Genomic DNA, 25,488 nt, shown 5'->3' with positions numbered 1-25,488 from the left:
AGTTGGTTGCGCTCAGCGCAACCAACTACGCCAAAATCACCCGGGGGACGCGAACGTCGGGTAATCGTCGACGACGGCTGGGTCCACGTCACCGAATGGGGTTCGCCCGAAGCGGATGTCACAGTGGTGCTCACACTCGGCTGGACGCTGTCCGGCCGTATCTGGGAAACCGTTGCCGCGTCGATGGTCGAAGCCGACCCATCCCTTAGAGTGCTCGCGTATGACCATCGGGGGCACGGGAATTCGTTCCGCCCTTTAGTGGCGTCGATCGAGCACCTCGCCGATGACCTGGCCGCGGTGATCGGTGATGTGGTGCCGCGGGGCCGGATCGTGTTCGGCGGCCACTCTCTCGGCGGTATGACGCTGATGGCGCTGGCTCAGCGTCATCCGCAGATGGTCGCGGAGCGCACAACGGGTGTGGCGTTCGTGGCAACCAGCGCGGGCCATCTCCTGGGTGCGCTGCGCCGGGTCCGGGGGATGGAGGCTCTGCTGGGAATGGCGCTGATGCTTGCGGGGCGGCTCAGGACGCCGAGCAAACCGCTGTTCCTTGTCCGGCAGGGCGCCCGAGGCGGCTTCGGGAAGAGTCCGCGGCGGTACGACCTGAATCGGGCCGTGCTGCAATCGGCGCAGGCCGACCCGCGGACGGTCGCGGCACTCGGCCGATCGATCCTGCAGCACAACCGATATGACGCGTTGGCCGCGTTCCATGATCTGGACGCGATCGTCATGGCGGGCACCAGGGACTTTCTGACGTCGCCCGCACATGCCTATCGGATCGCCGACTATCTGCCGAACAGCCGCGTGGTCGTCTTCCAGGACGCGGGGCATTTCTTGCCGTACGAACGGCATCGCGAGGTGGCGGCGCAGCTGCTGGCCTTGACGGCCAATGCGCGGCGGGTCGAGGCGAGCCGCATCGAGGTGGCAGGTTGAAGTCGCTCTATGTCGAGTTCGAGGGCCGGGCTTACGATTTCGACTGGCCGGCCGATACGCCGCTGCTCGATGTCCTGCTCGACAACGGCCTCGAAGTGCCGTACGTGTGCCGCGAATCGGCCTGCGCCACATGTGTATGCACGGTCAAGAGCGGCCGTACCCCAGTGCCCCACGTCGTGATGAACCGCGGCCCCGAAGAGGCGGAAGCGGTCGTCACCTACACACTGCCCGCGGATCGCGCGGTCCGAGACGACGCGCCGGCGGTGTGTCCGTGACCCGTGAAGTGCCGCTACTTGCACGGCGGCGGCACTCTCGAGACTGTAGTTATCGTGGCCGCTACTCGTACCTTTCCACGACAACTGCAGTCTCGCGAGGATGGGGAAAGTTCCCAATCACATTGGGTGCGAAGTGGTCTTACCCGTCGCGGTAGAGCGGATGCGACGCTGATTGCGGCGATGCACACTTCGAAGGTGGATTGCAGCATTTCGCACAGCGGCCTGCCCGGATGCCGGCAGTCGGCAAGGACTGCGACTCCATAGGAGGTCTGCACCCTGTTGCGGAGATGGTCGGCGACGATCTGTTTGGCGAGCGTCAGACTTTCACCGGGATGGGTCCATGTGAACCCCGTGGTCTCGACGGCCATGTCCAACCGGTGATCCATCGGCATGTCGCGGGCCGCCGGATATCGTCGATGCACAATCATGGCCGCCGAGGCGGCCATGTGTTGGCAGAGGTCGTCGCAGAATCCTGACGCCAGCATCGCTGACCACGTTTCGTTGTCGGCGATGTCTACCAAACCGACTGGGTGGCCTGACATGTCGTACCGCTCGAATACTTCGGTGATGCGGTCGAAAATTTTGGTGAAATCCACCATCAGGGTGTTGTCGCCGGCGTCGACGGAAACAGTGATGCTGTACGGGTCGAAGAAGTCAGCCCAAGCATCACCGTCGGCATCGCCTCTATCGACGTGCTGTGGTGCAGCGTCCGAATCATGCCTTGCAGCAGCGACCTTGCGCTTCCACCGAAACATCGTCTTCCCCCGTATAGGCGAATTGGCAAACCCCTACCCGTCCCATTGTGTTCGTTCGTGTTTGCTAGCGCAAGGGGCAAAGCGCAGTCGTGACGTCGGGATGCGCTGGCACCAGGCGTTTCAACGGGTATGCAGGTGGAAGACACCAATTTGCGGGTCTGTCAGTAGCGACCAATTGCAGTTCGGCCATACTGCGACGTATGCCCGGCTGGTAAGAACCGCGAGGTGATTTCGGCGCGTCTAGTTTCGCTCACCACATTGCTCTCACCGCAACCAACTCGCCGAAATCCCGCAAGCGGACTGGCATCGACGATCACCCAATCTCGATGACGCCGATCGGGTATCCGCCGCTCGCGTCGCGACCCTCCTGCGCGAGATTCATCGGTGCCATGCTGACGGCATTGGTGCCAGCCGGTTTGTGCTCGTCCCACATCACCTTCGCCGCGACCGAATACGTGCCGGCCGTTAGGCCCGCCGTGGGCAGGGTGACGGAGTCGTCGACCGATTGCGGCGCCGGTTCCTGCGAGGTTGCGGTGTAGTTTTGATTGGCGGCCAGCTCCCGCAACGACAATGAGGATTCGACCGCCTGCCGCACAGTTCCTGCTACGTCGCGGATCTCGTAGGTGACTTTCCACTTGTCGTAGCTGGGTGCGCTCCCGAAGTTCGTCCACCGCACCGACAGCGGTACCGCACTTCCGGCCGTCGCGCTGGCAGGCAGTGTGGCCGCGGTCATTGCGTAGCGGTAGCCGCCGAACTTGTTTGCCTTCGCCCACAGGGCATAGATATCGGCGGGCATCGTGGTCGAACCCTCATACGTCGGAACCGTGCTGGAGAGCAACGATACGTGGTAGTTGACGGTGTCCTTGACGGCCTTGTCGAACAGCGCCTGGTTACCGTTGGGCGCGAAGTTGCACCACTCGGTGACCACGGGCGCGGTGCGCCATCTACTGAGCAGCACCGGGATGATCGGGTCGTTGTTCTGTACGTAATACGACCACTGGTTGACGGCCCAGGTCTGCGCCGGTTCGTAGACTCCGAGGCAGTCGGCGCGCACGCCGACCGGTCTGGCCAGCCCGGACAGTTCAGGGCTGTCGCGCATCGCCTGTTTGACGATTTCGGCGTTCTGTGCGGTGGTCAGAATCTGGGTGTCGGGAAAAGCCCGTAGCGTCGCATTGACCAGTCGGGCGATCGAGGCCTTCGTGATGTACTGGTCCTGGTACTGGCTGTAGTAGCCAAGCGACGCCACGCTATTCGACGGTGATGGGCCCGGGATGCCCAGCGTGTCACGCATGAATGCGTTGTGGTTCTCGCTGAAATCGCTGTAGCCGGAGAATTCGAACCACTCGACGCGTTCGTCCTTGTTGTAGCGGTTGCCCAGTGCGGCAATCAGGTTCTCGGCGGCCGTCAGATACGCCCCGCTGTCCCAGTTCGGGATGACGTGGGTGATCCCGTTCTTGACGTAATCCTTGGTCGCACCCGCCGTAGCACGCAGCCATGAGGGAACCGAGACGTTGGTGTTGTTGGGATAGGACGTCTCACAGCATGACGCAAACGACATGACGCGAAAATGGAACCGCTTGCCCTGCGCGGCTGTCGCAGCGATCGCGTTGTCGATCGGGGTGAAGTTGAACGTTCGCGAATCGGCCGGTTGTAGATCCTTCCACTCGAAACGGCCGCCGGCGTCAAATGCCTTGGGCCAGGCGGGATATGAACTTTGCGCGGGTTGGCTCTGCGGGAACAGGCCAACGCCGAGGTTCTCGTACTGACCGCGCTTGGGATTGTTGACATCAGCTGCGGCGAACGGGATAACCGCGCCGAGCGACGCGGAACCTCCCGGCGGTGTCGTGGTCGGTGTTGTCGTGGGTGACGACGTTGCCTGAGCGCTTGCTACCACTGTCACCGTGTCCAGCAGGAGATTTCGATCGCAGACCAGTGATCGGTAGTCGTTCGTGTACGCGACGCTGATGGTATGGAGACCGGCCGGGATGTTGGCCGATGCCGTGTAGTCGGCCCACGACGTGGCATTGACGCTTGTCGATCCAATCGTCGTGCCATCGACGGTGATACGCATGCTCGGCGCGCCGCGGCACTTCTGTCCTTTCGCGCGCACCAGCACCCGAGCCGAATCGGGCAATGAGACGGTGGCCGAGGCGGTCGAATTCGACCATAACCCCAAGGCCTGCCCGCCCGACGCGCTGGTATCGGCGTAGCTGGAGCCCCCTCCAGCAGGCGCGACACTCATCGCCTCGCTCTCCAGCGCCGTCGAATCCGCGGCGAGCGCGAAAGGTGTCGTGTCGACACCGACAGTTGCGGCCGCCACCACAGCTGCCGCCGCCGCGGACGCGAGGGTCGGACGCAGGCGCAACATGACGGCTCCCTCGGGGGTTAAGCGCGATGTTGCTGTCGAGCTTTCCCGATCGTCACTTATTTCACAAAGAAATCATCTATCACTTTGGTAACAAGCCTTTCTCGGGCTTCTCTGGGTGCACCGAGGCAAGCAACCGCGACGTGCCGAGCGATGCGATTCAGCAATGTCGCGCCACCATCGGTCGCGTGGAACTATAGCTAAATCAACCAAGTTTGCTATTGTCTGTTAACCTACCGCCCAGAGTTGGGCGCTGCGGTGTCGCGGGGTTGCCATTCGTGCGTCGACTCTACGGAAATGCTGGTTGCAGTATCTCGAAAGAGAGCGAAGGCCTAGGTATGCTTTGTCGGCTGTGTGGAACTGATCGCCTGCTGAGTGTGCTTGATCTCGGCGCGACGCCGCCCTGCGAGAGGTTCCTGACCGCCGATGAGCTTGACCAGCCTGAACCCACATATCCGCTGCATCTTAGGCTGTGCGAGAACTGCCTGCTATTGCAGATTCCGGCGCTGATCACGCCAGAGGAAACCTTCACCGAATACGCCTATTTTTCGTCGTATTCGCAGAGCTGGGTGGAACATGCCCGCCAATTCGCGGGCCGGGCGATCGAGCGGCTTGGCCTGGGCCGCAACTCGCTTGTCGTCGAGGTCGCCAGCAACGACGGCTACCTGTTGGGTCACGTGGTGGACGCGGGGGTGCCGTGTCTCGGGGTCGAGCCGTCGGTGAACGTCGGCGCCGCGGCGGCCGCGCGGGGCGTGCCTACCGTGACTGCGTTTCTCAATGAGCGCACAGCAACAGATATCGTCGCCGAACACGGCCCGGCCGACCTCGTCGTGGCGAACAATGTGTACGCCCATATTCCGGATCTGCTCGGCTTCACTCGCGCGTTGCGCATCCTGCTCGGCGACGACGGCTGGCTGTCGATCGAAGTGCATCACGCGCTCAACCTGGTCGAGTTCGCTCAGTTCGACACCATCTATCACGAGCACTTCCAGTACTACACCGTGGCGTCGGCGGCCCACGCCCTGGCGACCGCTGGACTGACCGTCGTCGACGTGGAGACCATCGAAACTCACGGCGGGTCCATCAGGCTGTGGGCCAGGCCGGAAGGGGCGGCGGGCCAGCCCACCCGCCGGGTCGCCGCGGTGCTGGCCGCCGAAGAGCACGCCGGTCTGCACGACGTCACCGGTTACGTCGCGCTGGCCCGCCGAGTTGAGCGGGTGCGCCATGAACTGCTGCGGTTCCTGCTGGATGCGCGGGCCCAAGGCCAGCGCGTCGTTGGCTATGGCGCGCCGGGCAAGGGCAACACACTGCTCAACTACTGCGGCATCCGGCCGGATCTTATCGAATACACCGTGGACCGAAACCCGTACAAGCACGGCAAATTCACGCCGGGAACCCGCATCCCGATCCATCCGGTCGAGCGGATCGACAAAGACCGTCCCGACATGATCGTGGTGCTGCCCTGGAATCTGGAAACCGAAATCACGGACCAGTTGGCATATACCGCCGAGTGGGGCGCCCGACTGGTCTACCCGTTGCCCAATCTGCACATCGTCGAACCAACGAGAGGTATTGCGCCATGAAGGTAGTGCTCTTCTGCGGTGGGTACGGAATGCGGATGCGCAACGGCTCCGACGACATGATTCCCAAGCCGATGCAGATGATCGGGCCACGACCGCTGATATGGCACGTCATGCGCTATTACGCGCACTTCGGTCACAAGGACTTCATCCTGTGCCTCGGCTTCGGCGCGGCGCATATCAAGAACTACTTCCTGACCTATCAGGAGGCGGTGTCCAACGACTTCGTCATCCGGGACGGAGAGGTGGAGCTGCTGACGTCCGACATCAGCGACTGGACAATCACATTCGTCGACACCGGACCGGAATCACCCATCGGTGAACGACTCCGGCGGGTGAGTCATTTCGTGGCCGACGACGACTACTTCCTGGCCAACTACGCTGACGTCCTCACCGACGCCCCGATGGACACGATCATCGAGAAGGTAAAGGAGTCGGGGGCGGCCGCCTCCATGTTGGTGGTGCCACCGCAATCATCGTTTCACTGCGTGGATCTCGCGGATTCGGGAACCGTCACCGGCATCACCCCCGTGTCGCAGCTACCCATCTGGGAGAACGGTGGGTTCTTCGTACTGTCCCGTGACGTGCTCGACCTACTGACCGAAGACTGCGATCTGGTCGAGGACGTCTGCGGCAAGCTCGCCGCCGACGGCCGGCTCTACGGGTACCGGCATGTCGGGTTCTGGAAGCCGGCCGACACCTTCAAGGAACGGGCCGAACTCGACGCCGGATACCGGCGGGGCGAACGGCCATGGATGTTGTGGGAGAGCGTCGCGTCGTGATCGCATTGCAGGCCGGTGTCAGCGAGATCGCAGTGCTCGGAGCACATTGTGACGACATCGCCATCGGAATGGGGGGCACGTTGCTGACGCTGAGCCGGTCCAATCCGGGGCTTCGGGTGCACGCGCTGGTCCTGTCGGGTGCCGGTACCCCCCGTGAATCCGAGGAGCGAGATGCGTTGTCCGCGTTTTGCCCGCAGGCAACGGTGGCTCTGACCATCCTCGACGTGCCCGACGGTCGAGCACCCGCATATTGGGACCGAATCAAGAACGCACTCAGCCTATTTCGTCAGTCCTGCGAACCGGATCTGGTATTCGCGACCCAACGCCACGACGCCCATCAAGACCACCGCACTCTCGCCGAGCTCGTCCCCACCGAGTTCCGCGATCACCTAACGCTGGGCTACGAGATCGTCAAGTGGGAGACCGACAGCCCGACGCCGAACCTGTTTCATCCCCTGGATACCAGCACCATTGAGGAAAAGGTGCGGTTGTTGCACAAGCACTACCCGTCGCAGGCTGCCCGGGAGTGGTTCGATGACGCAACGTTTTCCGGGTTGTCGCGACTGCGCGGAGTGCAGTGCCGCAGCCAACACGCAGAGGCGTTCGTCGTCGAGAAGGCGACGGTTCGGTTCGTGGAAGGGCATACCGCGTGAAGGTTCTGGTGACCGGCCACCAAGGCTATCTGGGCACGGTTATGGTGCCGGTGCTGCAGGGCTCCGGCCATGAGGTCGTCGGGTTGGACAACGGCTACTTCGATGCCTGCGTTCTCGGCGGACCGCCGCCCGAGGTGCCCAATCTGGCGGTCGACCTTCGCGACGTGTCACTCGTGCAGCTCGAGGGTTTCGACGCGGTCGTTCACCTCGCGGCGCTGTCCAACGACCCCTTGGGCGCGTTGGATCCGGAGGTCACGTTCGACATCAACCATCGGGCATCGGTACGGCTGGCGCGCCTGGCCCGGGAGGCCGGCGTGCGCCGGTTTCTCTATGCGTCCACCTGCTCGGTGTACGGGGCGGCCGGCGACGATCTTGTCGACGAGGAGGCGCCGCTGCGCCCGCTTACGCCTTACGCCATTAGTAAAGTGCGTGTCGAGGACGACGTCGCGAGGCTCGCCGATAGCGGGTTTGCGCCGGTATTTCTGCGTAATGCGACTGCTTTCGGCTATTCTGCGCGTCCTCGCGCCGACATCGTACTGAACAATCTGGTCGGCCATGCCGTGCTGACCGGGGTGGTGCGGGTGCTCTCCGACGGCACCCCGTGGCGTCCTCTGGTGCACGCCGTCGACATCGCCCGTGCCTTTACCGCTTGTTTGGATGCTCCGGTCGCGTCGATCTCATGCCGGGCGTTCAACATCGGCGCGGAGTCCAACAACGTGACGGTGGCCCAGATCGCGCACGAGGTGGTCGACGCCGTCCCGGAGTCAATTCTGATGATCACTGGCGAAACCGGACCCGACCCGCGGTCCTATCGGGTGGACTTCAGCCGGGCCCGCAAGGAACTGGGCTTCCAGGCCCACCTGTCGATCGCCGACGGCGCCGCCGAGCTCTACCACGCCTATACCGAATATGGATTGACGCGAAGCGACTTCGAGCAGAAGTTCACCCGGCTGGCGCGGCTGCAGTATCTGCGCGATGCCGCACGAATCGACGAGACGATGCGCCGTGTCAGCGCAGCCTGCTGACAAACTGCGGCCAGCTGCCCGCCGCGGCATCCCGGTCCGAGACCACCGTGACCGGCAGGGGCCAGTCGATGGCCAGGTCCGGGTCGTCGTATGCGACGGCCACGTCATCGCTCGGGTCGTGCGCGCGGTCGATGCGATAGCACACGTCCGCGGTTTCGGTAAGCGCCTGGAATCCGTGCAGCAGCCCCGGCGGCACGTACAAGTGGCGGAAGTCGTTGTCGTCCAGGACGAACGCCTCATGTCGGCCGAACGTCGGCGATTCCGGCCGGGCGTCCACCAACACGTCATAGACCGCGCCGTGGGCGCAGCGGACAAGCTTGGCCTCGCCGCGGCCTCGCCGGCCGTGCAAACCCCGGACCACCCCGCGCCTCGAGCGGGACGGCGAGTCCTGGATGAACGATGCCGAGGCACCCGCCACACCGAGCCAGGCATCGAAGAGTTCGGCGTCGAAGGTACGGGTGAACAGACCGCGGTTGTCACGGCGGGGCTGTGGCACAAACACAGCGACACCGCTCAGGCCGGCCTGTTCGATGTGCATGGAGCCATGCTGCCATGACTCGACCCGAAACCCGATGCCGGGCATGCGGAGACGGGCAGTTGACGCAGGTACTGGACCTCGGCGCGGTGCCGGCCGCTGACTGCTTCCCGCCGGCGGATCAGCCCGTACGGCCCGATGAGGCCTCGCATCCCCTGGCGATGCTGCTATGCGCCGGTTGCGGTTTGGCGCAGCTCGCGCAGGACGACACCGCCAGCTCTGAGCCCCGCGGAGTAGAACCGCAGGCGCTCAAGGATCAGGCCGTCGAGGCAGTGAACTGCGTGCAGCAATGGCTGTCCGGTTCGACCGTCCGTGAATTTGGCAGTCCGCACGGCGGCAGCTGGCTGCCGTTGCTTGCGCAGCAAGGATTCACGGCGACAACTGACCCGGCCGATGTGGTTGTGGATTGTTTCGGCATCATGCATGAACCCGATCAGCGCGCCGCGATCAGAGAGCGGGCGGCCGCGACGGCGCCCACCGGCGTGCTACTGCTGCAGTACCACGCGCTGTCGACGATCGTCGCGCAGCAGCAGTGGAATGCCTTACGGCACGGTCACTTCGCGTACTACTCGATGCCGGCATTGGTGCGCCTGCTCACCGCTGTGGGCATGTCGGTAGCGACGTCGTGGTCGTTCGATCTGTACGGCGGCACCGTGCTGTTGGCTGCGGTGCATGGCCACATCGAACCGGACGCGGCAGTGCGCCAAATCTTGACGGCCGACGCGCCGGTGCTGCGCCCCGAATTTGTGGGATCCCTGCAACATGCTGCGGACGCACACACGCGGTTGCTGCGGTCGTGGCTCGAGGCACAGCGTTGTGCCGGCCGCCGGGTCTACGCGTACGGGGCGGCATCGCGGGCGGTTGCGCTGTTCGCGCGCGCAGGGTTGGACAGCGCACTGGTGGCACGCATTGCTGACGCATCGCCGGCCAAGCATGGCCGCAGAATGCCGGGCACTGACATCCCGATCATCTCACCTGACGCGCTGGTCGACGCCGAGCCGGACGTGGTACTGCTGACGGTACCGGATCTGTTGCCGGAGGTGACATCTCGGCTTCCAACGCTGGCGGGCCGCTGGGTCGACGTCGATCGATTGCCGCAGCAATGAGTTGGGCGCCGACGTCGCGGGCGCAGCGCATTCTGGGTGCGGCACCGACTCTTTGTGGCGTGACGCGCTGCGGTACGACCGTGACTTTGCGGACGCCTCGCTTCGCCGACGCCGGCGAGTGGCGCCGGATCCGGCTGGCCGACCAGGAACTGATCGAACCGTTCTGGGATCACTCCGAACTCAGCTGGCCCGACCGTCATACCCGCGGCGCCTGGTTGCGCGAGTGCGTTTCCGCGCGGCGGCGTATGCGTAACCGCAGCGGCCTGCATACCGTGATCGAGGTCGACGGTCGGCTTGCCGGCCAGTGCGACGCATGGATCGACTTGTTCCACTGCAGAAGTGAACTCGGGCTTTGGGTTGCTTCGCGGCACGCGGGCGATGGTGTCGGGACCGTCGCCGTACAACTCGTCATCGCCTACCTGTTCGAGGACCTCGGGGTGGAACGCATTACGGCGCCCATCGCGAAGGGAAACACGGCGACGGCGCGCATAGCGCAGCGGTTGGGATTCGTCTGTGAAGGCGTGATGCGCAGCTATATGAGCGTGGGCGGTCAGCGGCGTGACCACGCGCTGTGGAGCCTCATCCGCGCGGACTGGCCGCGCACGTCGACGTCGCGGCTCACTGCACGGTGAACGCCGCGACCGGGTAGCCGCCGTCACCGTCGCGTCCATATTGCGCCAGCTGCATGGGCGGAAAGTCCACCGTGTTGGAGGCGTTTGGCTTGTGCTCGTGCCATACGACGCGCGCCCGCACCGTGTAACGGCCTGGGGGAAGCCCTTTCTCGACGGTGACGACGTCGACTACCGACTTGGCTGCCGGCACGTCGGCGATGTCCTGAAAGTGTTGATCTGCGACCAGGCTGCGCAGATCGACACCGGCCGGCAGGGTCCGTATCACCTGGCCCGATGCTGACACGACCTCGTATTCGGGTTGCCATCGTTCGTAGGCCGGCGCCGAGCCGAAGTTCGTCCAGCGGAAATTGAGCGTGACAGGACTCGACGACGGCACCGCCTCGGGCCCCCCGATGCCGACGACGGCGTAGCGATAGCCGCTGAACTTGTTGGCCCTCGACCACATATCGAACTGATCCCGCGGCATCGGGTCGTCGTTGAGTTGATGTGGAAAACCGGTGCTGGCGGTCATCGACACGTGGTCGTTCACCACGTCGCGCAGGCCCCTAAGGTAATAATCGGTGTTGGTGGTCGGCGGCGGATTCGGGATCCATTCCGTGACGATCGGGGCGGTGCGGAATCTGTTGGCCACGACATCCACGATCGGGTCGCGCATCTGCACATACCGCGAATCCCGGTGTGCCGCCCAGGTCGGAATGGGGCGAAACGCGCCGAGACCGTCGGCGCGGATGCCCACAGGTTTGGCGCGTCCACGCAGCAATGCGCTGTCGCGGAACAACTGCTTGGTGATCTCCGGGTTGCCGATCGCGCCGATCATCTGGGTGTTGGGGAAGGCAGCCAGGTTCGCATTGACCAGGAAAGCGATCGAGTCCTTGGTGATGTACTGATCACGGTACTGACTGAAGTAGCCGAGTTCACGTTCGCTGAGTTCCGGTGCCGGCCCGGGGATTCCGAGCGTGTCGCGCATGAACGCGTTGTGGTTTTCGCTGAAATCGCCGTAGCCGGACATCTCCACCAGGGCGAGGCGTTCGTTGCGGTCGTACCGTCGGCCCAAGGCCGCCAACAGATCCGCGAAATATAGCAGGTACGCCTTGTTGTTCCAATCGGGTATGACGTAGCTGACGCCGGCGTGCCGATACGTGTGCGTCGCCCCCGGGATGGTGCGAAGCCAGTCCGGCACGGAGATGTCAAACCCGTTGGGATAGTTCGAGTCACAGCATGAATTGAACGCCGTCACCCGCAGCCCGATCCGGCGGCCACTGCTCGCCGCAGTCGCCAGGGCGCGGTCGATCACGCTGAAGTCGAACTTGATGGCGTCTGAGACATCACGCGGGAGGTTGCGCGGATCGTGCGGCTGCAGCGTGCGCCAGTCGATCCGGAGACTCATGTCGGTTGTGCCGGGCCAGGGCGCAAGCGCGTCCTGCGCCGGATTACCCTGTGGGAAAAGCGGAGTCGCCAAGTTCTCATACTGGCCTCGCAGTGGGTTGACCAGATCCGGGGCGGTGAACGGCATGATGCCCGTTGCGGCCGGCTCGGGGTCGGGCGATCCGCAACCGACCACCGCCAACGCAACGACCAGCGCCGTCGCTGCGGCCTGCACTCGTCTCAGGAGTGGGCCTCCTCGTGCTGGCCGTCGCGGTGCAGCCGCCACACCACAGCTGACAGTGCGATGAGTATCCAGGTGACAGTCCAAATCTGAACGAAGCCACTGACATCAAGGATCGTGCTGATGACGGCCAGCGCGGCCAGCGACCCGCTGATGCCGCCGGCGAGCTCGGCGATGCCCTGGTCGGTCGCCGCCGAGGCCCGAAGCGCCAGCACGAGCGCTACCGCGATCAACACCACGAAGCTGACCAGCCCGAGCACGCCCGTCTCCATCAGCCTGGAGAGATATTGGTTGTCGAGCACCGGTTGGCGATACGCCGGGTACATGCCGGCGCCTTGCCCCACCCAGAAGTGATCCCGGTAATGCGTTGCGACATAGGCCGCCCCCAATGCCCGCGATGCGATCGACGAGTCCGTGGAGGTGTTCGCAAACGATTGCATGATCGCCGAAACGATGTGGACTTGCAGCAGTAGTCCAAGTCCGACCGCCGCTCCACCCGCAAGTAGCGTCGCAGCGAACCGTCCAATCGACCAACGCCACGCCATGACCAGGACGGCTACGGCCAGGCCGACCACCACCGACCGCGAAACCGTCCCGACCGCACCACATATCAGCACTGCGGTGCATATGGTCCAGGGCCAGGTGCGCTGTCCTCTTGCCCGCGCGCTCGCGATGATGCCCAGGCCAAGGGGGATCACTACGGTGAGCACACCGGCGAGTTCGAGGGGGTGCCCTGCGCTGCCCTGCGCCCGCTCGATGCCTTCCCTGGCAAGGTCGGTGACGAGAAGGAAATCACTCGCCTTCAGGCCGGGCAGGATGAACAGTGGCGCCAGGTCGACCCCAGCGACAAGGCGGACGATCGCAAAGGCGGCCGACAGGGCTCCACCGAGCACCAGACCCTTCAGCACCAACGCAATGTGAGCCGTAGTGGTGACCATCGCGATAATCGCGATCGCCATTGCGGTAAGGGCGAGGTCGGCGAAGATGTAGCGACCGCCGAAGGTAAAGCCCAGCGGTACAGTACCGCGGGCCATCGCGGCCCCATAGGACAGCAACGACGTCGTCAGGTAGCCAAGTATGGCGATGACCAGGCATCGGTTGACGATCCCGGACTTCTCCACGTCCGTGCCGATCAGTGCCCAGATGGCAGCACCGACGTAGAGCAGCAACTGGCCAAGGCTGAGCCCGAATGTCAGTGGGACCGTAAATGTTTGGCGCATGCCGAGCAAGAAGAATCCGCCGACCGCGAGGATCAATGGTCCGATTCTTCGAGTGTCGATACCCGGCTTGATCGGACCGCAGGCGTTGCTCACGTCAGCAGTGGGCATCACTCCGCGATGCTCCGTCCAGATCGGTGGCTTCAGCGTCGGAGGCACCTTCATCGTCGTCGTCGGCTGCGGGCCACTGATTTTCCGCCGCGTGTGCACCGTGTCGGCGCCACCGTCGACTGAGCTCCCGGGCCGCGTCGAACAGCAGTAGGAGCGCAACGCCGCCCAGTAAAGCGCCCAGAGCGTAGGCCGCCGCAGCCCGCACCGCGCTGGTCGGCAGCGTCACCGCTTGGCTGGGTTCTACGGACGGAATGAGCAGGGCATTGTTCTCGACGGGCACAGCCGAGTCGAGCTGAATCTTGTTGAGGCAGCTGCGTGCGTATTCGACCAATGCCGCCGCCGCGCTACGGGCAGAGTCCGGCGTGGTCCCGTCGGCGACGATCACCAATTGGGAGGTGAGTTGCGCGAACACTGCTTGGTCGCCGAACGTGGTGTTGACGGTGAAGTTGCCAGTCCCGCCGGCTTCCTTGGCCGCCCGGTGTCCACCGTCACTTTGCAGAGCAGTTGCCACAACAGCGGTGAGCTGGGCCATGTTGGTGTTCAAGTTGATCAGCGGATTCAGGCCCGCATCCAGCGAGCCGCTGCCGGGCGGGATGACCACCGCGACCGCTGTTGATTGATACACCGACGAGGTGGATGACCACCCGACATATCCGGCAATCATCGTGATAATTGCTAGAAAGGCCAGTGCGGCGGGTCGCCGTAACAGCGACCGCAGGAACTGGGCGACGTTCAAGTCGGGACCCCCTGCATTACTGGTCATGAGTGAAAGGCGCGCAATCTCGTGGATAGTATCTGTTGAAGTGCGATAGCGAAAATTGGGGACCGGCCCACACCCAACTGTGCAGTCTGACGTTTGCGAGAAGATCGGCTAGCGAGCAAGATGTCGAAGGTGCGCGCAGTCGACTGGCTACTAGGGCCGGGTTGGGTGGCATCTCGCACGTCGGGGTCGAGATATGTGTCCCACGATGATCTCGGCCACCTCAGCCCGTTTACCCGTCTGCCTCTGCGGTTCGGTGTTGAGTTTGCCATGATGTTGTGACCAAGCTGTCTCCGACCGCCGTGACGAAAGGCTGCTGACGTTGCTGACGTATCCCGTACACATGCGGATCGGTGACGTCCAGGTGGTGAGCCATACCGCCGATCAGGTACTCAGTCACGTCGTGCGGCGGCTCGAGGTGCCGCATCCGGCGCCGCTCGCGGTCGGCTCGGTCAACCTTGATCACCTGCACCATTTCCGCCCGGGTCGGGCGCGGATCGGGAGTCAACCGGACTGGCTGTGGCTGGCCGACGGTGCACCCGTGGCATTCCGCGGCACCCGTCTAGTGGGCCGGCCGTGGCCACGAGTCACCGGTGCCGATCTCCTCGAACCCATTCTGGACCTGGCTGCCGCCCGGGATGCCCGGGTCGGCTTCTTCGGTGGAGTTCCCGAGATGCACACCCGCCTCAGCAGGGTGCTGAAGATGCGCCATCCCCAGGCGCCGCCGGCGCGGTTCTGGTCGCCCACCCGGGAAGAGGTCGAGTGCGCTCATTCGTCGGCCGCGCTGGCGGACCAGATTCGGGCGGCCGGCGTTCAGATCCTCGTTGTCGGGCTCGGCAAGCCACGTCAGGAGCTGTGGATCCAGCGGCATGCGGCCGAAACCGGCGCGGCGGTGTTGCTCGCATTCGGCGCGGCCGCGGATTTCCTTGCCGGAGTGGTGGAAAGGGCACCACTGTTCTACCAACGCCACGGACTGGAATGGCTCTACCGGTTACGCAAGGAGCCGCGTCGGTTGGTGCGTCGATACCTGGTGCAGGGTCCGCCGGCGTTGTTCCGATTGCGGCACGCAACGATTGAGGCGACAGTCAAGTCGACTTCGCCAGTGCGGCCAGGTCAGCAGCCATGACGTCGGAGGTGAATCGCTCGCGGGCTCGAATCGCAGCGGCCGCACCCATTTCCGCGCGTCGATGCGGATCGGCGATGAGTTGGCCGATCGCGGCGGCGAAAGCGTCGACGTCGTTGGGGGGCACCAGGAGGCCGGTGACGCCGTGGTCGACGTAATCGGCGATGCCCGGGTTGTCGGTTATCACCACCGGTCTCCCGCTGGCCATCGCCTCCAGCACGACCGTCAACCCCGAACCGCTGATGGTGGGTTTCAGCGCTATCGCCACTACGGCGGCCCGGCGGTACAGCTCGCGCATTCGTCCGTCCATCCGGCCGCGGTACAACGTGCCAAGCTCTTCGGGCAACACCACCGGCAGACCGGTGGCCAGCTCGAGCCGGATACCCGGATGCTTCGGTCGCAGCCGCGACACCGCTTCGACCAACAACGCATGGTCGCGGTAACGGTCTTCGCCCGCGCTGGCGATGACGCCGTCGTCCTCTGGTTCGGGTTGCACCTCGTAGAAGTCGGTGTCGATACCGACCCGCACGAAATGCAGTCGCGAACGGGGCACGCCCCAGTCGCGTTGCAGCACAGGCAATACGGGCGCGCATTGGGCAAAGACGGCGGCAGCACGCGGCAGTGCCCGACCGGCGAGTGCGGCAAGAACTCGCGGTGTCGCGGCTCGGTGGGTCAGCCATCCGACGCCGAGCACCACCGGTGCTTGTCCGCGGGTGCGCAACAGTTCGGCAGGCATGCCGGTGCGCTCGTCGTACGCCAGCACCACGTCGGCGGCGCGACGGGCCCGGGTTTCGGCGAGCCCCTCGAGCAGTTCGATGCCCGACGTCCGATACCGCACCGACGCAGCCACGCGTTCGGCGATGTGGCCGAACGTCGCCTCACCGAACATCACGTCGATGCCGTGTTCACCCAGCTTGTGGAGTCCGTAGGGTGAGGCGTCCGGCACCTCGCCGCGGTCGTACCTGGCTGCCCACACGGTTGCGGAAAGACCGTGGGGCAAAGGTATATACGCGCGCATCGGTCTCCACGGATCAGTTTGCTGACCATTCGGAGGGTAACAGCGTTCACAAGGCGGATTCGACACCACCTGCGCTGGCGTCGAACCGCGCCATGGCTCACGCGTTCAGTCAGCAGCTGATCTTCCGCGCGGTGGGGATGGTGGCGTCGGTACTCACGGTGGCCGCCACCACCCGGCATCTGGGGCCGACCGAATACGGCGAGCTGACGACTGCGGTGGTGTTCGTCGGACTGTGGACAAGCCTGACCGAGTTAGGCGTCGGAGCGGTGCTGGTGCGCCGGGTGATGTCCGGGAACGGCGATCTTCAGCGGCTGGTTCGGGTCAACGCCGGCTTGTCGTTGGTGTACTGCCTGCCGTTGTTCGCGCTCGCCGCGACCTCCGGCGTGCTGGTATACCGGGATCGGACCGAGGTGGTCCAGATGGTGCTGATCGTGTCCGGCGGCCTGATTCTCACCACCATCACGAGCTGCTTCGAGCCGATATTTCTCGCCAAGGTGCGGTTCACCGCGGTCGCCTGGTCCGATTTCGTCAGCAGGGTTGCTTCACTCGGCGCGACAATGCTCCTGATCAGTTTGCACGCGAACACAGTCGCGTTTGCGCTCGTGCAGTTGGTACCACCCGTCGTCGTGCTGGTCATACAGGGGGCAGCGGCTGCGCGCATAACCGACTGGCGCCCGGTGTTCTCACTCGCCGAAAGCTGGCACTTGCTGCGGGAAAGCCTGCCGCAGACCGGCGTGCTGATTATCGCGGTGCTGTACTGGCGTGCCGACGGGGTGATCCTGAGCCTGCGCAGCACCGCCGACCAGGTCGGCGTGTACGGTCTGGCATACACGCTGGCCTTCACGGTGTCGGTGCTCTCCACGTTCTTCCAGTCTTCAACGCTGTCGGCAGCCACCGGATCGTTCGCGCGCGACCGCGATGAATTCACCAGGTTCGTCACGCGCTCCGTCGAGTCCATGCTGTTCCTGGGCGCACCGATCGCCGTCGTCGGCGTGTTGCTGGCCCGCCCGATCGTGGAGTTGATCGGCTCCGCGGAATTCGTGCTGCACGGCGGCCGGACGCTGGCGCTTCTACTTGTCGCTGTCGCATTGACTTTCCTGACCGCCGCCATCAGCCAGGCCTTGTTCGCGGCGCATGACCAGGTGTTCTTGTTCCGGCTGAACCTGATCAACCTGATCGGCAATATCGTGCTCAACATCGTGCTGGCGCCTCGATACGGGGCAGTGGGCGCCGGTGCCGCACTGGTGCTGACCGAAACGATCGGGCTGGTGGTGGTGACGTGGCGGTTGGGCCACCTTGCCGGTTACCGCACGCCGTGGATGTTCGCGCTGCGGTTGCTTGTTCCACTGGGAGCGGCTGTGGCGCTGGCGATTTCAATGCGGCAGTACCCGGTGTTGGTGACGCTTCCGCTTGCCGCGGCGGTTTACCTGGCCGTGAACCTGACTGTGGGACCGGTGACACCGCGAGTGGTCAGAGCGGTGCTGGCTGACAATGGAGATGGCCGATGAGCCGCGAACTCGACCGGGCGTACCTGCCGGAGCGTTTCCGCACTGCTCGCCCGCCGTCGAGCCGGGCGACGCTCCGCGACGCGGCGATTCTGATCGTCGCCTACCGAAACCCCGGGCTGCTCGCCGATTGCCTGGCCGCCGCGGCCAAGTACCTGCCGAAGTTGCCAATCCTGGTGTGGGACAACTCAGGTCCGGGATTTCCCGGGATGGACACCCTCGTCGAGCAGCACCCACACGTGCGGTGGTTCCTCGGCTCGGAAAACGTGGGATTCGCCGCGGCGATCAACGCATTGGCGCGCGAGGTGCCAGACCACAACCTGCTACTGCTCAACCCCGACGCGGTACTGCAGGGGCCGTTGACGGGGACGTTCGCGGCACTGGCCCGGCCGGGGGTCGCGGCCGCCGCACCACTGGTGCTCGACGACACCGCCGATCCGGCGCACTGCCGCGACTGGGACGTCGCCCACCGGGAGCACAGCCTGGCTCGCGCGCTCGTGTCTCGGGCCGGATATGCCGGCCGATTGCGGGGCACCCCATTTTCGGAGCTGTATCGGGGGCAGCCGACTTCGGTCGAGGGCTATCTCACCGGTGCGTGTCTGGCAGTCAGTCGCGAGGCGTGGGACGCCGTCGGCTGCTTCGACGAGGAGTTCTTCCTGTACGGCGAGGAGGCGGACTGGCAGCGCCGGGCGCGGTCCGCGGGCTGGTCACTCGAGCTCGTTGACGAACCCGGCGTCGTGCACACCGGCCACGGCACCGTCGCCGGCGATCTGGTGGCCGGCCTGCGGTCACGAGACCTGTTGCGCGCCAACATCGCTCTCAACCTCGAGCTCGACAAGGGCAGCGTACAAGCCGACCTGTACCTGGCCGGCACCTCGGTGTTGGACCGGGTGCAGCGATCGGCGCGCCGGCAACGTGCGGCCCGTCGCCGTCCCGCCGGACCACGGCCGTCGGTCATCATCACCACGAACCGGTTGGTGTTCGGCGGCGCCGAACGTCAACATGTGCTGTTGGCAACGGAACTCGATCGCCGCGGCTACGAGGTGACGATCGTCTGCATGCAGCGGTTCGGTCCGCTGGTCGCCGAGATCCCGGCGTCGGTGCGGGTCGTACGCCAGCCGTGGTGGGCACCCGCGATCGATGTGGGGTCGGGCCGCTCCGTCGTCATCAGCGGTGACACCAACACCGAAACCGGCTTTGCAACGCTGTGGCGGACAGTCGGCCATGATCGCCGTTGGCTCGTCGCGGCGCACATCCCGCCGAAGCCGGACGGCCCCACCTACTCCCGTGGATTGGCGGCGGCGATGCGCCGAGCCGACGGTTTCATCGCGCTCTCACCGCGCCATTGGGCGGAGGCGACAGCGCATCAACGGCTCGGAAGCCGCAGTTTTTTCGCGCCCAACGGGGTGTCATCGGCCGGGGAGGCGGCCGCGCCCAGTCGGCCCCCTGTCCCCGCAGTCCCGCATCTGGTGATGCTATCGCGTATCGCGACGCACAAGAACCCGCATCTGCTCGTCGAGGCACTGGACGGGCTCCGCGAATTACCTTGGCGGCTTTCGATTTACGGCGACGGTCCGGACCGCGAGAAGCTGCAGGCGTTGACCTCCTCCGACCTCGCCGACCGGGTGGCGTGGCGCGGCTGGTCACCCGGTCCGGACCATGCTCTCGCCGACTGCGACCTGCTGTGTGTGCCCAGCCGATCGGAGGCTTTCCCGTTGGTGATTCTCGAGGCGATGGCCCGCCGCATCCCGGTCGCTGCATCGGCGGTGTGCTCGGTCGCCGACATGCTGGACGACGGGCGTGCCGGTTTCCTCGTGGACGACATATCGGTGGCGGGTTGGCGGGCGGTGCTCGACCGCGCGCTGCGCTCCACCGATAACTGGAATGCGTTGGGTGAAAAAGGCTTTCAACGCATGCAGCAACGCTACACGGTCGAAGCGATGGCCGACGCCTACGAGGCGGCGATCGAAGCGGTATCCGAGTGACGGGGCTGAGGGTGCTTTGGCTGTCGCCGTGGATGCGGCCGCTGGCACGGGTTTACGCCGAAGCGCTGCGCTCTGCCGGTGCTGAGCTGCTGTTGGTGACGTCTGACCAGCATCCGTCCTCTGACGCTGCCCGACCCTACGAGCTGGTGCTGGACCCACGGCCCAAGACCGCACGAACGTGGCCGTCTACCGCCCGGGCTTTGCGGCGGGTGCGTGGTTTTGCGCCGGATGTCGTGGTCGCCGAACTGGTGCGAGATCCCCGTTGGCTGGCGTTCGCGCCGGGCGTGCCGCGGGTGGAACTCATTCATGACGACCGGCCGCACGACGCGGGAGAGATGCGACCACGTTGGGAGCGCGGACTCTTCGGTCGCTGGGCGGCGTCGGCGCACCGGGTCGCGTTCAGCCGCTACGTTTCGCAGGCGGTCGGTGCGTCATCCGTGGTGCCGCTGACCAGCGATCTGGACGACGCCGAGGTGCCGGATTTTGCGCCGGCCGGTGAGCGGCGTGATTTCGTGCTGCTGGGCCGGCTCAACGGTTACAAGAACATCGACACATGCCTGCAGGCGTGGCAGCGGCACACCGCAGGTCCCGGTTGGGCCGGTGACGATCTGGTGTTGGTGGGTGACGGTGACTGGCGCGGCGCTCTGCCTAAACACGTGGTGTGGCATCGAGATTCGTTCCGCTATGCCGATGTGCTGCCGGTGTTGGCGCGGGCCAAGGGCTCGATTGTGCATTACCGACGCGCGTCGCAGAGCGGCGTGCAGGTGTTGTCCATGCAATTGGGCGTCACCCCGATGGTGTCGAGCGTGGGCGCGCTGCCGGAGTTCCAGCCGCCGGGTGAGCCGCCGATCGACGTGGACGACGTCAACGGCCTCGCCCGTGCATTCGACTCACTGGCCGATCCCGATCGTGCAGCGGCGAGAGGCGCTGCGGCGCTCGACCATTACCGTCGCACATACTCGGCGCCCGTATCCGCGCGGGCACTGCTCGACGTGCTCAGCAAGACCGCGGCCCAGCCAGGCTGAGCCATAGCTCGGCTAGCTCTTGGCGCCAACCGGCGATGTCGAACGCCTCCGCCCGCTGGCGGGTGGCAACGGCCAGGCGGGCGCGGAGGTCGTCACACTCCACCAGCCGGCGCAGTGCGTCGGCGAGCTGCGCGGGGTTGCCCGGGGGAACCAACAATCCGTCGACGCCATCGGTGATGGCCTCGGGTATGCCACCCACGGGGGTGGAAAGCGGAACCACGCCGTGCGCCATGGCTTCGAGGATGGCCATGGGTAGCCCCTCGTCATGGCTGGGCAGCACGAAGATGTCTGCGCGACAGAGCAACTCGTTGCGTCCGTCGGCGTCTACCCAGCCGACCACGTCGATGACGTCGTCGAGTCCCCGTGCTGTGATCACCTGCCGCACCTTGTCGACCTCGCCATCACCGGCGAGTACGACAGCCAGTTGAGTGCGGATGTCGGGGGGCAGCAATTCGATTGCCTGCACCAAGTCGTAGGTGCCCTTGCGTTGGCCGAGCCGCCCCAGAGACAGGACCATCAGCGGCCGTCGCTCACATACGCCACGCGGCGGCACCGCTGGCAATGCCACCGGGTTGTAGAGCACCTCCACCTGGTCGTCGCCAAGGCCGAGACTGCGGCAGTATTCCGCCGAAAGTGTCTGTCCCAGCACCAACCAGCGGTCGGCCCGCAGAACCGCGCGGACCAGGCGGCGGGCCGGTCCCGGCAGCGGGTCCATCCAGCCAGAGAAATTGAAGCTGTGCCCGTGCACAATCGTCGGAACACCCCGCGCACGCGCCGCCATCAGCGGCAGCGATTTGCGCACCACGCTGCCGCCGTGTGAGAGATGGACATGAACGACGTCAGCCCGGCCGAACAGGATCAGAGCGCTGGCGGCAAACATTCCTCCGATGCCGACCAACAGCCGTGCGATCACACCGGTATCGACGAATGTCGGCACCGCCCGGACGGCGAACCGAGGGTCGGCGTCCTCGAGCATCAACCGCATGACCGACGCCATGCCACCCCGGCTATGCGGACCCGCCGCGGCGGGCCCGATGGTGAGTACCCGGATCGGCCTGTGCATTGGTACATAGTAACGATGGCAAACGGATCAATTGACGCGCCCTTAGGATTTTCTAAAGATCAAAAAATTTGCCACTTCACGCCGATGCTTGCGCACTGTCTCGCGGTGGGTTACCGGTTATGTGTCGGTAACCGCATCGTTCCGACGTCACACGTTCAGCGGTATTGAGGCTGACCGTGTTACAAACACTCGGCGTCAGCTATTCGCCACAGCCGTAAATTACCAAGATAACCGGATGTACAGCGTTGCCGAACAAGTCGCGAAGGCTGCTCAAGAGACGGCGTCGCGAGTGTGATGCTCGCCACAAATGCGACCTTTCAGTTCCTAGTCCAAGATAGTCTGCTCCAGACTGAGCTGGCCTTAGCTGAAACTGCAGAGGGGGTGATAGCAGGCGTGAGTATTGCCGATCTGAGCAAGTCTTCTGCGGAGCAGTTGTCAGCGCCTGAACTTGTGGTGCAATCCCCCCGATCCGCCGTGCGGTCGGCTGCCCCGTTGCGGTCGTGGCAGCGTCGCTACGCGCGGTGGCTGCTGTGCTCCGATGTGGTAGCGGCGACCGCGGTCGTGGCTGCCGCGCAGGGATTGCGTTTTGGCGCAATCACTGGCGACAGCCTGGCCCACTACTCCGACATCGATTACGCCTTCGTGTCGACGGTGATTCTGGCTGCGTGGATTGCCGCCCTGTCCATCCACCGGACGCGTTCACCGCAGGTGCTCGGTCATGGCCTCGAGGAATACCGGCGGGTGTGGACCGCGACGTTGTCGGTGTTCGCGACCATCGCGATGATCTCGGCGCTGGCGAATCTGGACATTGCCCGCGGCTACCTGGCCCTGGCCTTGCCCCTGGGATTGATCGCCTTGACGACGAACCGCATGCTAGCACGGCGGTACATCGAGGCGCGGCGGCGCAGCGGGCAGTTCACCAATTCCGTTCTGGCCGTTGGTCATCTCAGCTCGGTGCGGGCTCTCACCGAATCCCTCGCACGTCATCCCGAGGAAGGCTATCGGGTTGTCGGCGTATGTGTGCCGGGCGGCGACGGTGTGCAAATTCCGTCCGTCAACGGCATCCCGACGCTTCCGCATCATGGTGACATCACCGAGGCGGTACTCGCGGCTGATGCCGACACTGTGGCGCTGACTTCGGGACACCTTCAGCCCGAAGAGATCCGGGACCTCTCGTGGCAGCTGGAGAGGCTGGACGTCGACCTAGTGGTATCACCTGGGATTGTCGACGTCGCAGGCCCACGCCTCATGGTTCGCCCGGTCGGCGGACAGCCGCTGATCCATGTCGACAAACCCCAATACGAAGGCGCCAAGCGTTTTCAGAAGCGGGCATTCGACGTGTGTTTCTCGGTGCTCGTGTTGGTTGCGGCCGCGCCGGTCATGTTGGCGGCGGCATTGGCCATCAAGCTCACCAGTCGCGGACCGGTGTTCTACCTATCTGAGCGAATAGGCCTGGACGGACAGCCGTTTGCGATGATCAAGTTTCGCAGCATGGTGATCGACGCCGATCAGCGCCTGCACGAGATCGCGGCTCAGAACGACGGCAACGGTGTTCTGTTCAAGATGCGTCGGGATCCGCGCGTCACTCCTGTCGGCCGGTTCCTACGTCGGTACAGCATCGACGAGCTCCCGCAGTTCATCAACGTGCTGCGCAGGGACATGAGTGTCGTCGGCCCTCGCCCCCCGTTGCCGACCGAAGTTGATCGCTACGACCACCAGGTCAGTCGCCGGATGTTGGTGCCACCGGGGATCACCGGGCTGTGGCAGGTCAGCGGACGGTCGGACCTGTCGTGGGAAGATTCGGTGCGGCTGGACCTGTCCTACGTTGAGAACTGGTCCATGGTAAGCGATCTCGTCATCGTCGCAAGCACGCTGAAGGCCGTCGTGTTGGGTTCCGGTGCATACTGAGCACGGCATGACTTCGCACATGTCATTCGTGCAGTCCAACTGGCTGCAGACTCGGCTGCACGACCTCGTCCCCGGTGGCGCACACACCTATGCGCGGGGTTCAGACCAGTACCCGGAGTTCATGGCGCCGATTTTGGTACGTGGCAATGGGTGCCGCGTGTGGGACGCGGATGGCAATGAGTTCATCGAATACGGAATGGGTTTGCGCGCAGTGACCTTGGGCCACGCATATCCGCCGGTGGTCGAGGCGGTCCGCGCGGCAATCGCCAACGGGGTCAGCTTCAGCAGGCCCACCGTCCACGAGCTCGACGCCGCGGAGGACTTCCTGCGCCTGGTGCCCGGTGCCGACATGGTCAAATTTGCCAAGAACGGATCCGACGTCACGACGGCTGCCGTGAAGCTGGCGCGCGCTGCGACCGGTAGGACGAAAATCGCGATCTGTGATCAACCATTCTTCTCGACCGATGACTGGTTCATCGGCCACACGCCGATGGCGAGCGGAATCCCTGAGGCGGTTACCCGCGACACGGTTCGGTTCGCCTACAACGATCTGCCATCGCTGGCCGAAGTCTTGGCGGACAACGATATCGCCTGTGTCGTGATGGAGGCTGCGACGGCCAGCGCCGAACCGCAACCGGGATACCTCGAGGGAGTCCGCGAACTGTGCGACCGCACGGGGACGCTGCTGGTGTTCGATGAGATGATCACCGGCTTCCGGTGGTCGGCAGGCGGTGCGCAAGAGGTGTATGGAGTGACGCCCGACCTGTCCTGCTGGGGCAAGGCGATGGGCAACGGATTTCCGTTGTCGGCGTTGGCCGGTCGACGAGCATTCATGGAGCTGGGGGGCCTGCGCACCGACGGCGATCGGGTTTTCCTGCTGTCAACGACACACGGGCCCGAGACCGCGTCGCTGGCGGCCTTTCGTGCCGTAGCGCAGGCATACACGTCCGAGGATCCGATCGGACGGATGGAGCGCGCCGGCGAGCTGTTGGCGGACGGCGTCACGACGGCCGCAGCGGAACTGGGGCTGTCCGCGCATGTGCAGGTGGTGGGACGACCGTCGTGTCTGGTGTTCGTGACCCGCGATGCGCAATTGGTTCCGTCCCAGGCATTTCGAGCGTTATTCCTTCAGGAGCTGCTGCGTGGCGGTGTCCTCGGCCAATCGTTCGTCACCTCGGCCGCCCACAGCGACTCCGACGTCGAGAAGACAGTTGACGCGGCGTCGGCTGCGCTACATGTGTACCGGCAGGCAATCGATCGTGAATCCGTGGACGGCCTACTGGAAGGCAGGCCGGTGGCGCCGGCGATCAGAGGGTCGGCTTATCCCCGCAGACTGCGCAGACGCGGGTGAGTTGCGGTTCGCAGGCACTAGGGGAGGAGTGCATTCGATGGGAGTCGATTCCGATGGCCACTGTTCAAACCGGTTCCGCTGGTTGCTCAGCTTGGGTCCGGCCGGATGTAGTCTTCTCCCTTCACAACTCGTCCTCCATACCGGAGGTTGTCCCGGTCTTCGTGGAATTTGAGGTGGC

Annotated in this window: 22 protein-coding genes; 14 read left to right on the top strand and 8 right to left on the bottom strand. The window is 64.7% G+C overall.

Going from position 1 to position 25,488, the window contains the following annotated elements; translation table 11 throughout:
• A partial coding sequence (locus CWS39_RS25445) for an alpha/beta fold hydrolase (protein ID WP_142386935.1) occupies nt 1-930 on the top strand: 930 nt, incomplete at its 5' end.
• Nucleotides 927-1,205, top strand: a complete 279-nt coding sequence (locus tag CWS39_RS30095; RefSeq protein WP_102145668.1) for a 2Fe-2S iron-sulfur cluster-binding protein — start codon at nt 927-929, stop codon at nt 1,203-1,205. The genes CWS39_RS25445 and CWS39_RS30095, both read left to right, overlap by 4 nt.
• A gap of 14 nt (nt 1,206-1,219) precedes the next feature.
• On the opposite strand, the gene CWS39_RS25435 is transcribed toward CWS39_RS30095, so the two are convergent.
• Both CWS39_RS25435 and CWS39_RS25430 read right to left on the bottom strand, forming a co-directional pair.
• The gene (locus CWS39_RS25435; RefSeq protein ID WP_102145667.1) at nt 1,220-1,960 is read right to left on the bottom strand and encodes a hypothetical protein; all 741 of its coding nucleotides are present in this window, start codon (nt 1,958-1,960) and stop codon (nt 1,220-1,222) included.
• A gap of 313 nt (nt 1,961-2,273) precedes the next feature.
• On the bottom strand, nt 2,274-4,328 hold the full coding sequence (locus CWS39_RS25430) for a carbohydrate-binding domain-containing protein (protein WP_102145666.1): 2,055 nt from the start codon (nt 4,326-4,328) through the stop codon (nt 2,274-2,276).
• Nucleotides 4,329-4,663: 335 nt separating this feature from the next.
• On the opposite strand from CWS39_RS25430, the gene CWS39_RS25425 reads away from it, so the two are divergent.
• The 4 genes from CWS39_RS25425 to CWS39_RS25410 are packed head-to-tail and all read left to right on the top strand — an operon-like array spanning nt 4,664 to nt 8,365.
• Entirely contained in the window at nt 4,664-5,908 is a 1,245-nt protein-coding gene (locus CWS39_RS25425) for a class I SAM-dependent methyltransferase (RefSeq protein WP_102145665.1), read from the top strand.
• On the top strand, nt 5,905-6,687 hold the full coding sequence (locus CWS39_RS25420) for a glycosyltransferase family protein (RefSeq protein ID WP_102145664.1): 783 nt from the start codon (nt 5,905-5,907) through the stop codon (nt 6,685-6,687). Before CWS39_RS25425 ends, CWS39_RS25420 begins: the two co-directional genes overlap by 4 nt.
• The gene (locus tag CWS39_RS25415; RefSeq protein WP_233213691.1) at nt 6,684-7,340 is read left to right on the top strand and encodes a PIG-L deacetylase family protein; all 657 of its coding nucleotides are present in this window, start codon (nt 6,684-6,686) and stop codon (nt 7,338-7,340) included. Before CWS39_RS25420 ends, CWS39_RS25415 begins: the two co-directional genes overlap by 4 nt.
• The gene (locus tag CWS39_RS25410) at nt 7,337-8,365 is read left to right on the top strand and encodes an NAD-dependent epimerase/dehydratase family protein (protein WP_102145662.1); all 1,029 of its coding nucleotides are present in this window, start codon (nt 7,337-7,339) and stop codon (nt 8,363-8,365) included. The genes CWS39_RS25415 and CWS39_RS25410 overlap by 4 nt, the downstream gene beginning before the upstream one ends.
• Here CWS39_RS25410 and CWS39_RS25405 read toward each other — a convergent pair.
• On the bottom strand, nt 8,349-8,903 hold the full coding sequence (locus CWS39_RS25405; protein WP_102145661.1) for a dTDP-4-dehydrorhamnose 3,5-epimerase family protein: 555 nt from the start codon (nt 8,901-8,903) through the stop codon (nt 8,349-8,351). The two genes, CWS39_RS25410 and CWS39_RS25405, sit on opposite strands and share 17 nt — an antisense overlap.
• A gap of 14 nt (nt 8,904-8,917) precedes the next feature.
• Between CWS39_RS25405 and CWS39_RS25400 the strand changes: the two genes are divergently transcribed.
• Nucleotides 8,918-10,006 (top strand): class I SAM-dependent methyltransferase, encoded by a 1,089-nt coding sequence (locus CWS39_RS25400; protein ID WP_102145660.1) that lies wholly within the window; start codon nt 8,918-8,920, stop codon nt 10,004-10,006.
• An 80-nt stretch (nt 10,007-10,086) separates the two neighbouring features.
• Nucleotides 10,087-10,638, top strand: a complete 552-nt coding sequence (locus CWS39_RS25395) for a GNAT family N-acetyltransferase (RefSeq protein WP_233213690.1) — start codon at nt 10,087-10,089, stop codon at nt 10,636-10,638.
• On the opposite strand, the gene CWS39_RS25390 is transcribed toward CWS39_RS25395, so the two are convergent.
• The 3 genes from CWS39_RS25390 to CWS39_RS25380 are packed head-to-tail and all read right to left on the bottom strand — an operon-like array spanning nt 10,625 to nt 14,335.
• A complete protein-coding gene (locus tag CWS39_RS25390; RefSeq protein ID WP_233213689.1) occupies nt 10,625-12,238 on the bottom strand; it encodes a DUF4832 domain-containing protein in 1,614 nt (537 codons plus the stop codon). The genes CWS39_RS25395 and CWS39_RS25390 overlap by 14 nt on opposite strands.
• 5 nt (nt 12,239-12,243) lie before the next feature.
• Nucleotides 12,244-13,572: an O-antigen ligase family protein gene (locus CWS39_RS25385; protein ID WP_158240409.1), complete on the bottom strand. Its 1,329-nt coding sequence runs from the start codon at nt 13,570-13,572 to the stop codon at nt 12,244-12,246.
• Nucleotides 13,559-14,335, bottom strand: coding sequence for a hypothetical protein (locus CWS39_RS25380; protein ID WP_233213688.1), 777 nt, complete (start codon nt 14,333-14,335; stop codon nt 13,559-13,561). The genes CWS39_RS25385 and CWS39_RS25380 overlap by 14 nt, the downstream gene beginning before the upstream one ends.
• Before the next feature lie 340 nt (nt 14,336-14,675).
• Here CWS39_RS25380 and CWS39_RS25375 point away from each other — a divergent pair, with 340 nt between their 5' ends.
• Entirely contained in the window at nt 14,676-15,458 is a 783-nt protein-coding gene (locus tag CWS39_RS25375) for a WecB/TagA/CpsF family glycosyltransferase (protein WP_102145656.1), read from the top strand.
• Here CWS39_RS25375 and CWS39_RS25370 read toward each other — a convergent pair.
• Nucleotides 15,418-16,431, bottom strand: a complete 1,014-nt coding sequence (locus CWS39_RS25370; protein WP_233213687.1) for a glycosyltransferase family 4 protein — start codon at nt 16,429-16,431, stop codon at nt 15,418-15,420. The genes CWS39_RS25375 and CWS39_RS25370 overlap by 41 nt on opposite strands.
• Before the next feature lie 134 nt (nt 16,432-16,565).
• Here CWS39_RS25370 and CWS39_RS25365 point away from each other — a divergent pair, with 134 nt between their 5' ends.
• Genes CWS39_RS25365 through CWS39_RS25355 form a run of 3 tightly spaced genes read left to right on the top strand, consistent with a single transcriptional unit; the run spans nt 16,566 to nt 20,988 of the window.
• Nucleotides 16,566-17,981, top strand: coding sequence for an oligosaccharide flippase family protein (locus CWS39_RS25365; protein ID WP_102145654.1), 1,416 nt, complete (start codon nt 16,566-16,568; stop codon nt 17,979-17,981).
• A complete protein-coding gene (locus tag CWS39_RS25360; RefSeq protein WP_102145653.1) occupies nt 17,978-19,963 on the top strand; it encodes a glycosyltransferase in 1,986 nt (661 codons plus the stop codon). The genes CWS39_RS25365 and CWS39_RS25360 overlap by 4 nt, the downstream gene beginning before the upstream one ends.
• Before the next feature lie 11 nt (nt 19,964-19,974).
• The gene (locus CWS39_RS25355; protein ID WP_102145652.1) at nt 19,975-20,988 is read left to right on the top strand and encodes a glycosyltransferase family protein; all 1,014 of its coding nucleotides are present in this window, start codon (nt 19,975-19,977) and stop codon (nt 20,986-20,988) included.
• On the opposite strand, the gene CWS39_RS25350 is transcribed toward CWS39_RS25355, so the two are convergent.
• Nucleotides 20,960-22,051, bottom strand: a complete 1,092-nt coding sequence (locus CWS39_RS25350) for a glycosyltransferase family 4 protein (protein ID WP_102145651.1) — start codon at nt 22,049-22,051, stop codon at nt 20,960-20,962. The two genes, CWS39_RS25355 and CWS39_RS25350, sit on opposite strands and share 29 nt — an antisense overlap.
• Before the next feature lie 492 nt (nt 22,052-22,543).
• Here CWS39_RS25350 and CWS39_RS25345 point away from each other — a divergent pair, with 492 nt between their 5' ends.
• Together CWS39_RS25345 and CWS39_RS25340 are read left to right on the top strand one after the other, a co-directional pair.
• Nucleotides 22,544-23,959, top strand: coding sequence for a sugar transferase (locus tag CWS39_RS25345; RefSeq protein WP_233213686.1), 1,416 nt, complete (start codon nt 22,544-22,546; stop codon nt 23,957-23,959).
• Nucleotides 23,960-23,966: 7 nt separating this feature from the next.
• The gene (locus tag CWS39_RS25340) at nt 23,967-25,310 is read left to right on the top strand and encodes a glutamate-1-semialdehyde 2,1-aminomutase (RefSeq protein WP_102145670.1); all 1,344 of its coding nucleotides are present in this window, start codon (nt 23,967-23,969) and stop codon (nt 25,308-25,310) included.
• The last annotated feature ends 178 nt before the right edge of the window (nt 25,311-25,488 follow it).

The organism is Mycobacterium hubeiense (genome assembly GCF_002838065.1).
GTDB classification, from domain to species: Bacteria; Actinomycetota; Actinomycetes; order Mycobacteriales; family Mycobacteriaceae; genus Mycobacterium; species Mycobacterium hubeiense.
The sequence above is the reverse complement of the archived record's forward strand: the minus strand, read 5'-3'. Positions and strand labels throughout refer to the sequence as shown.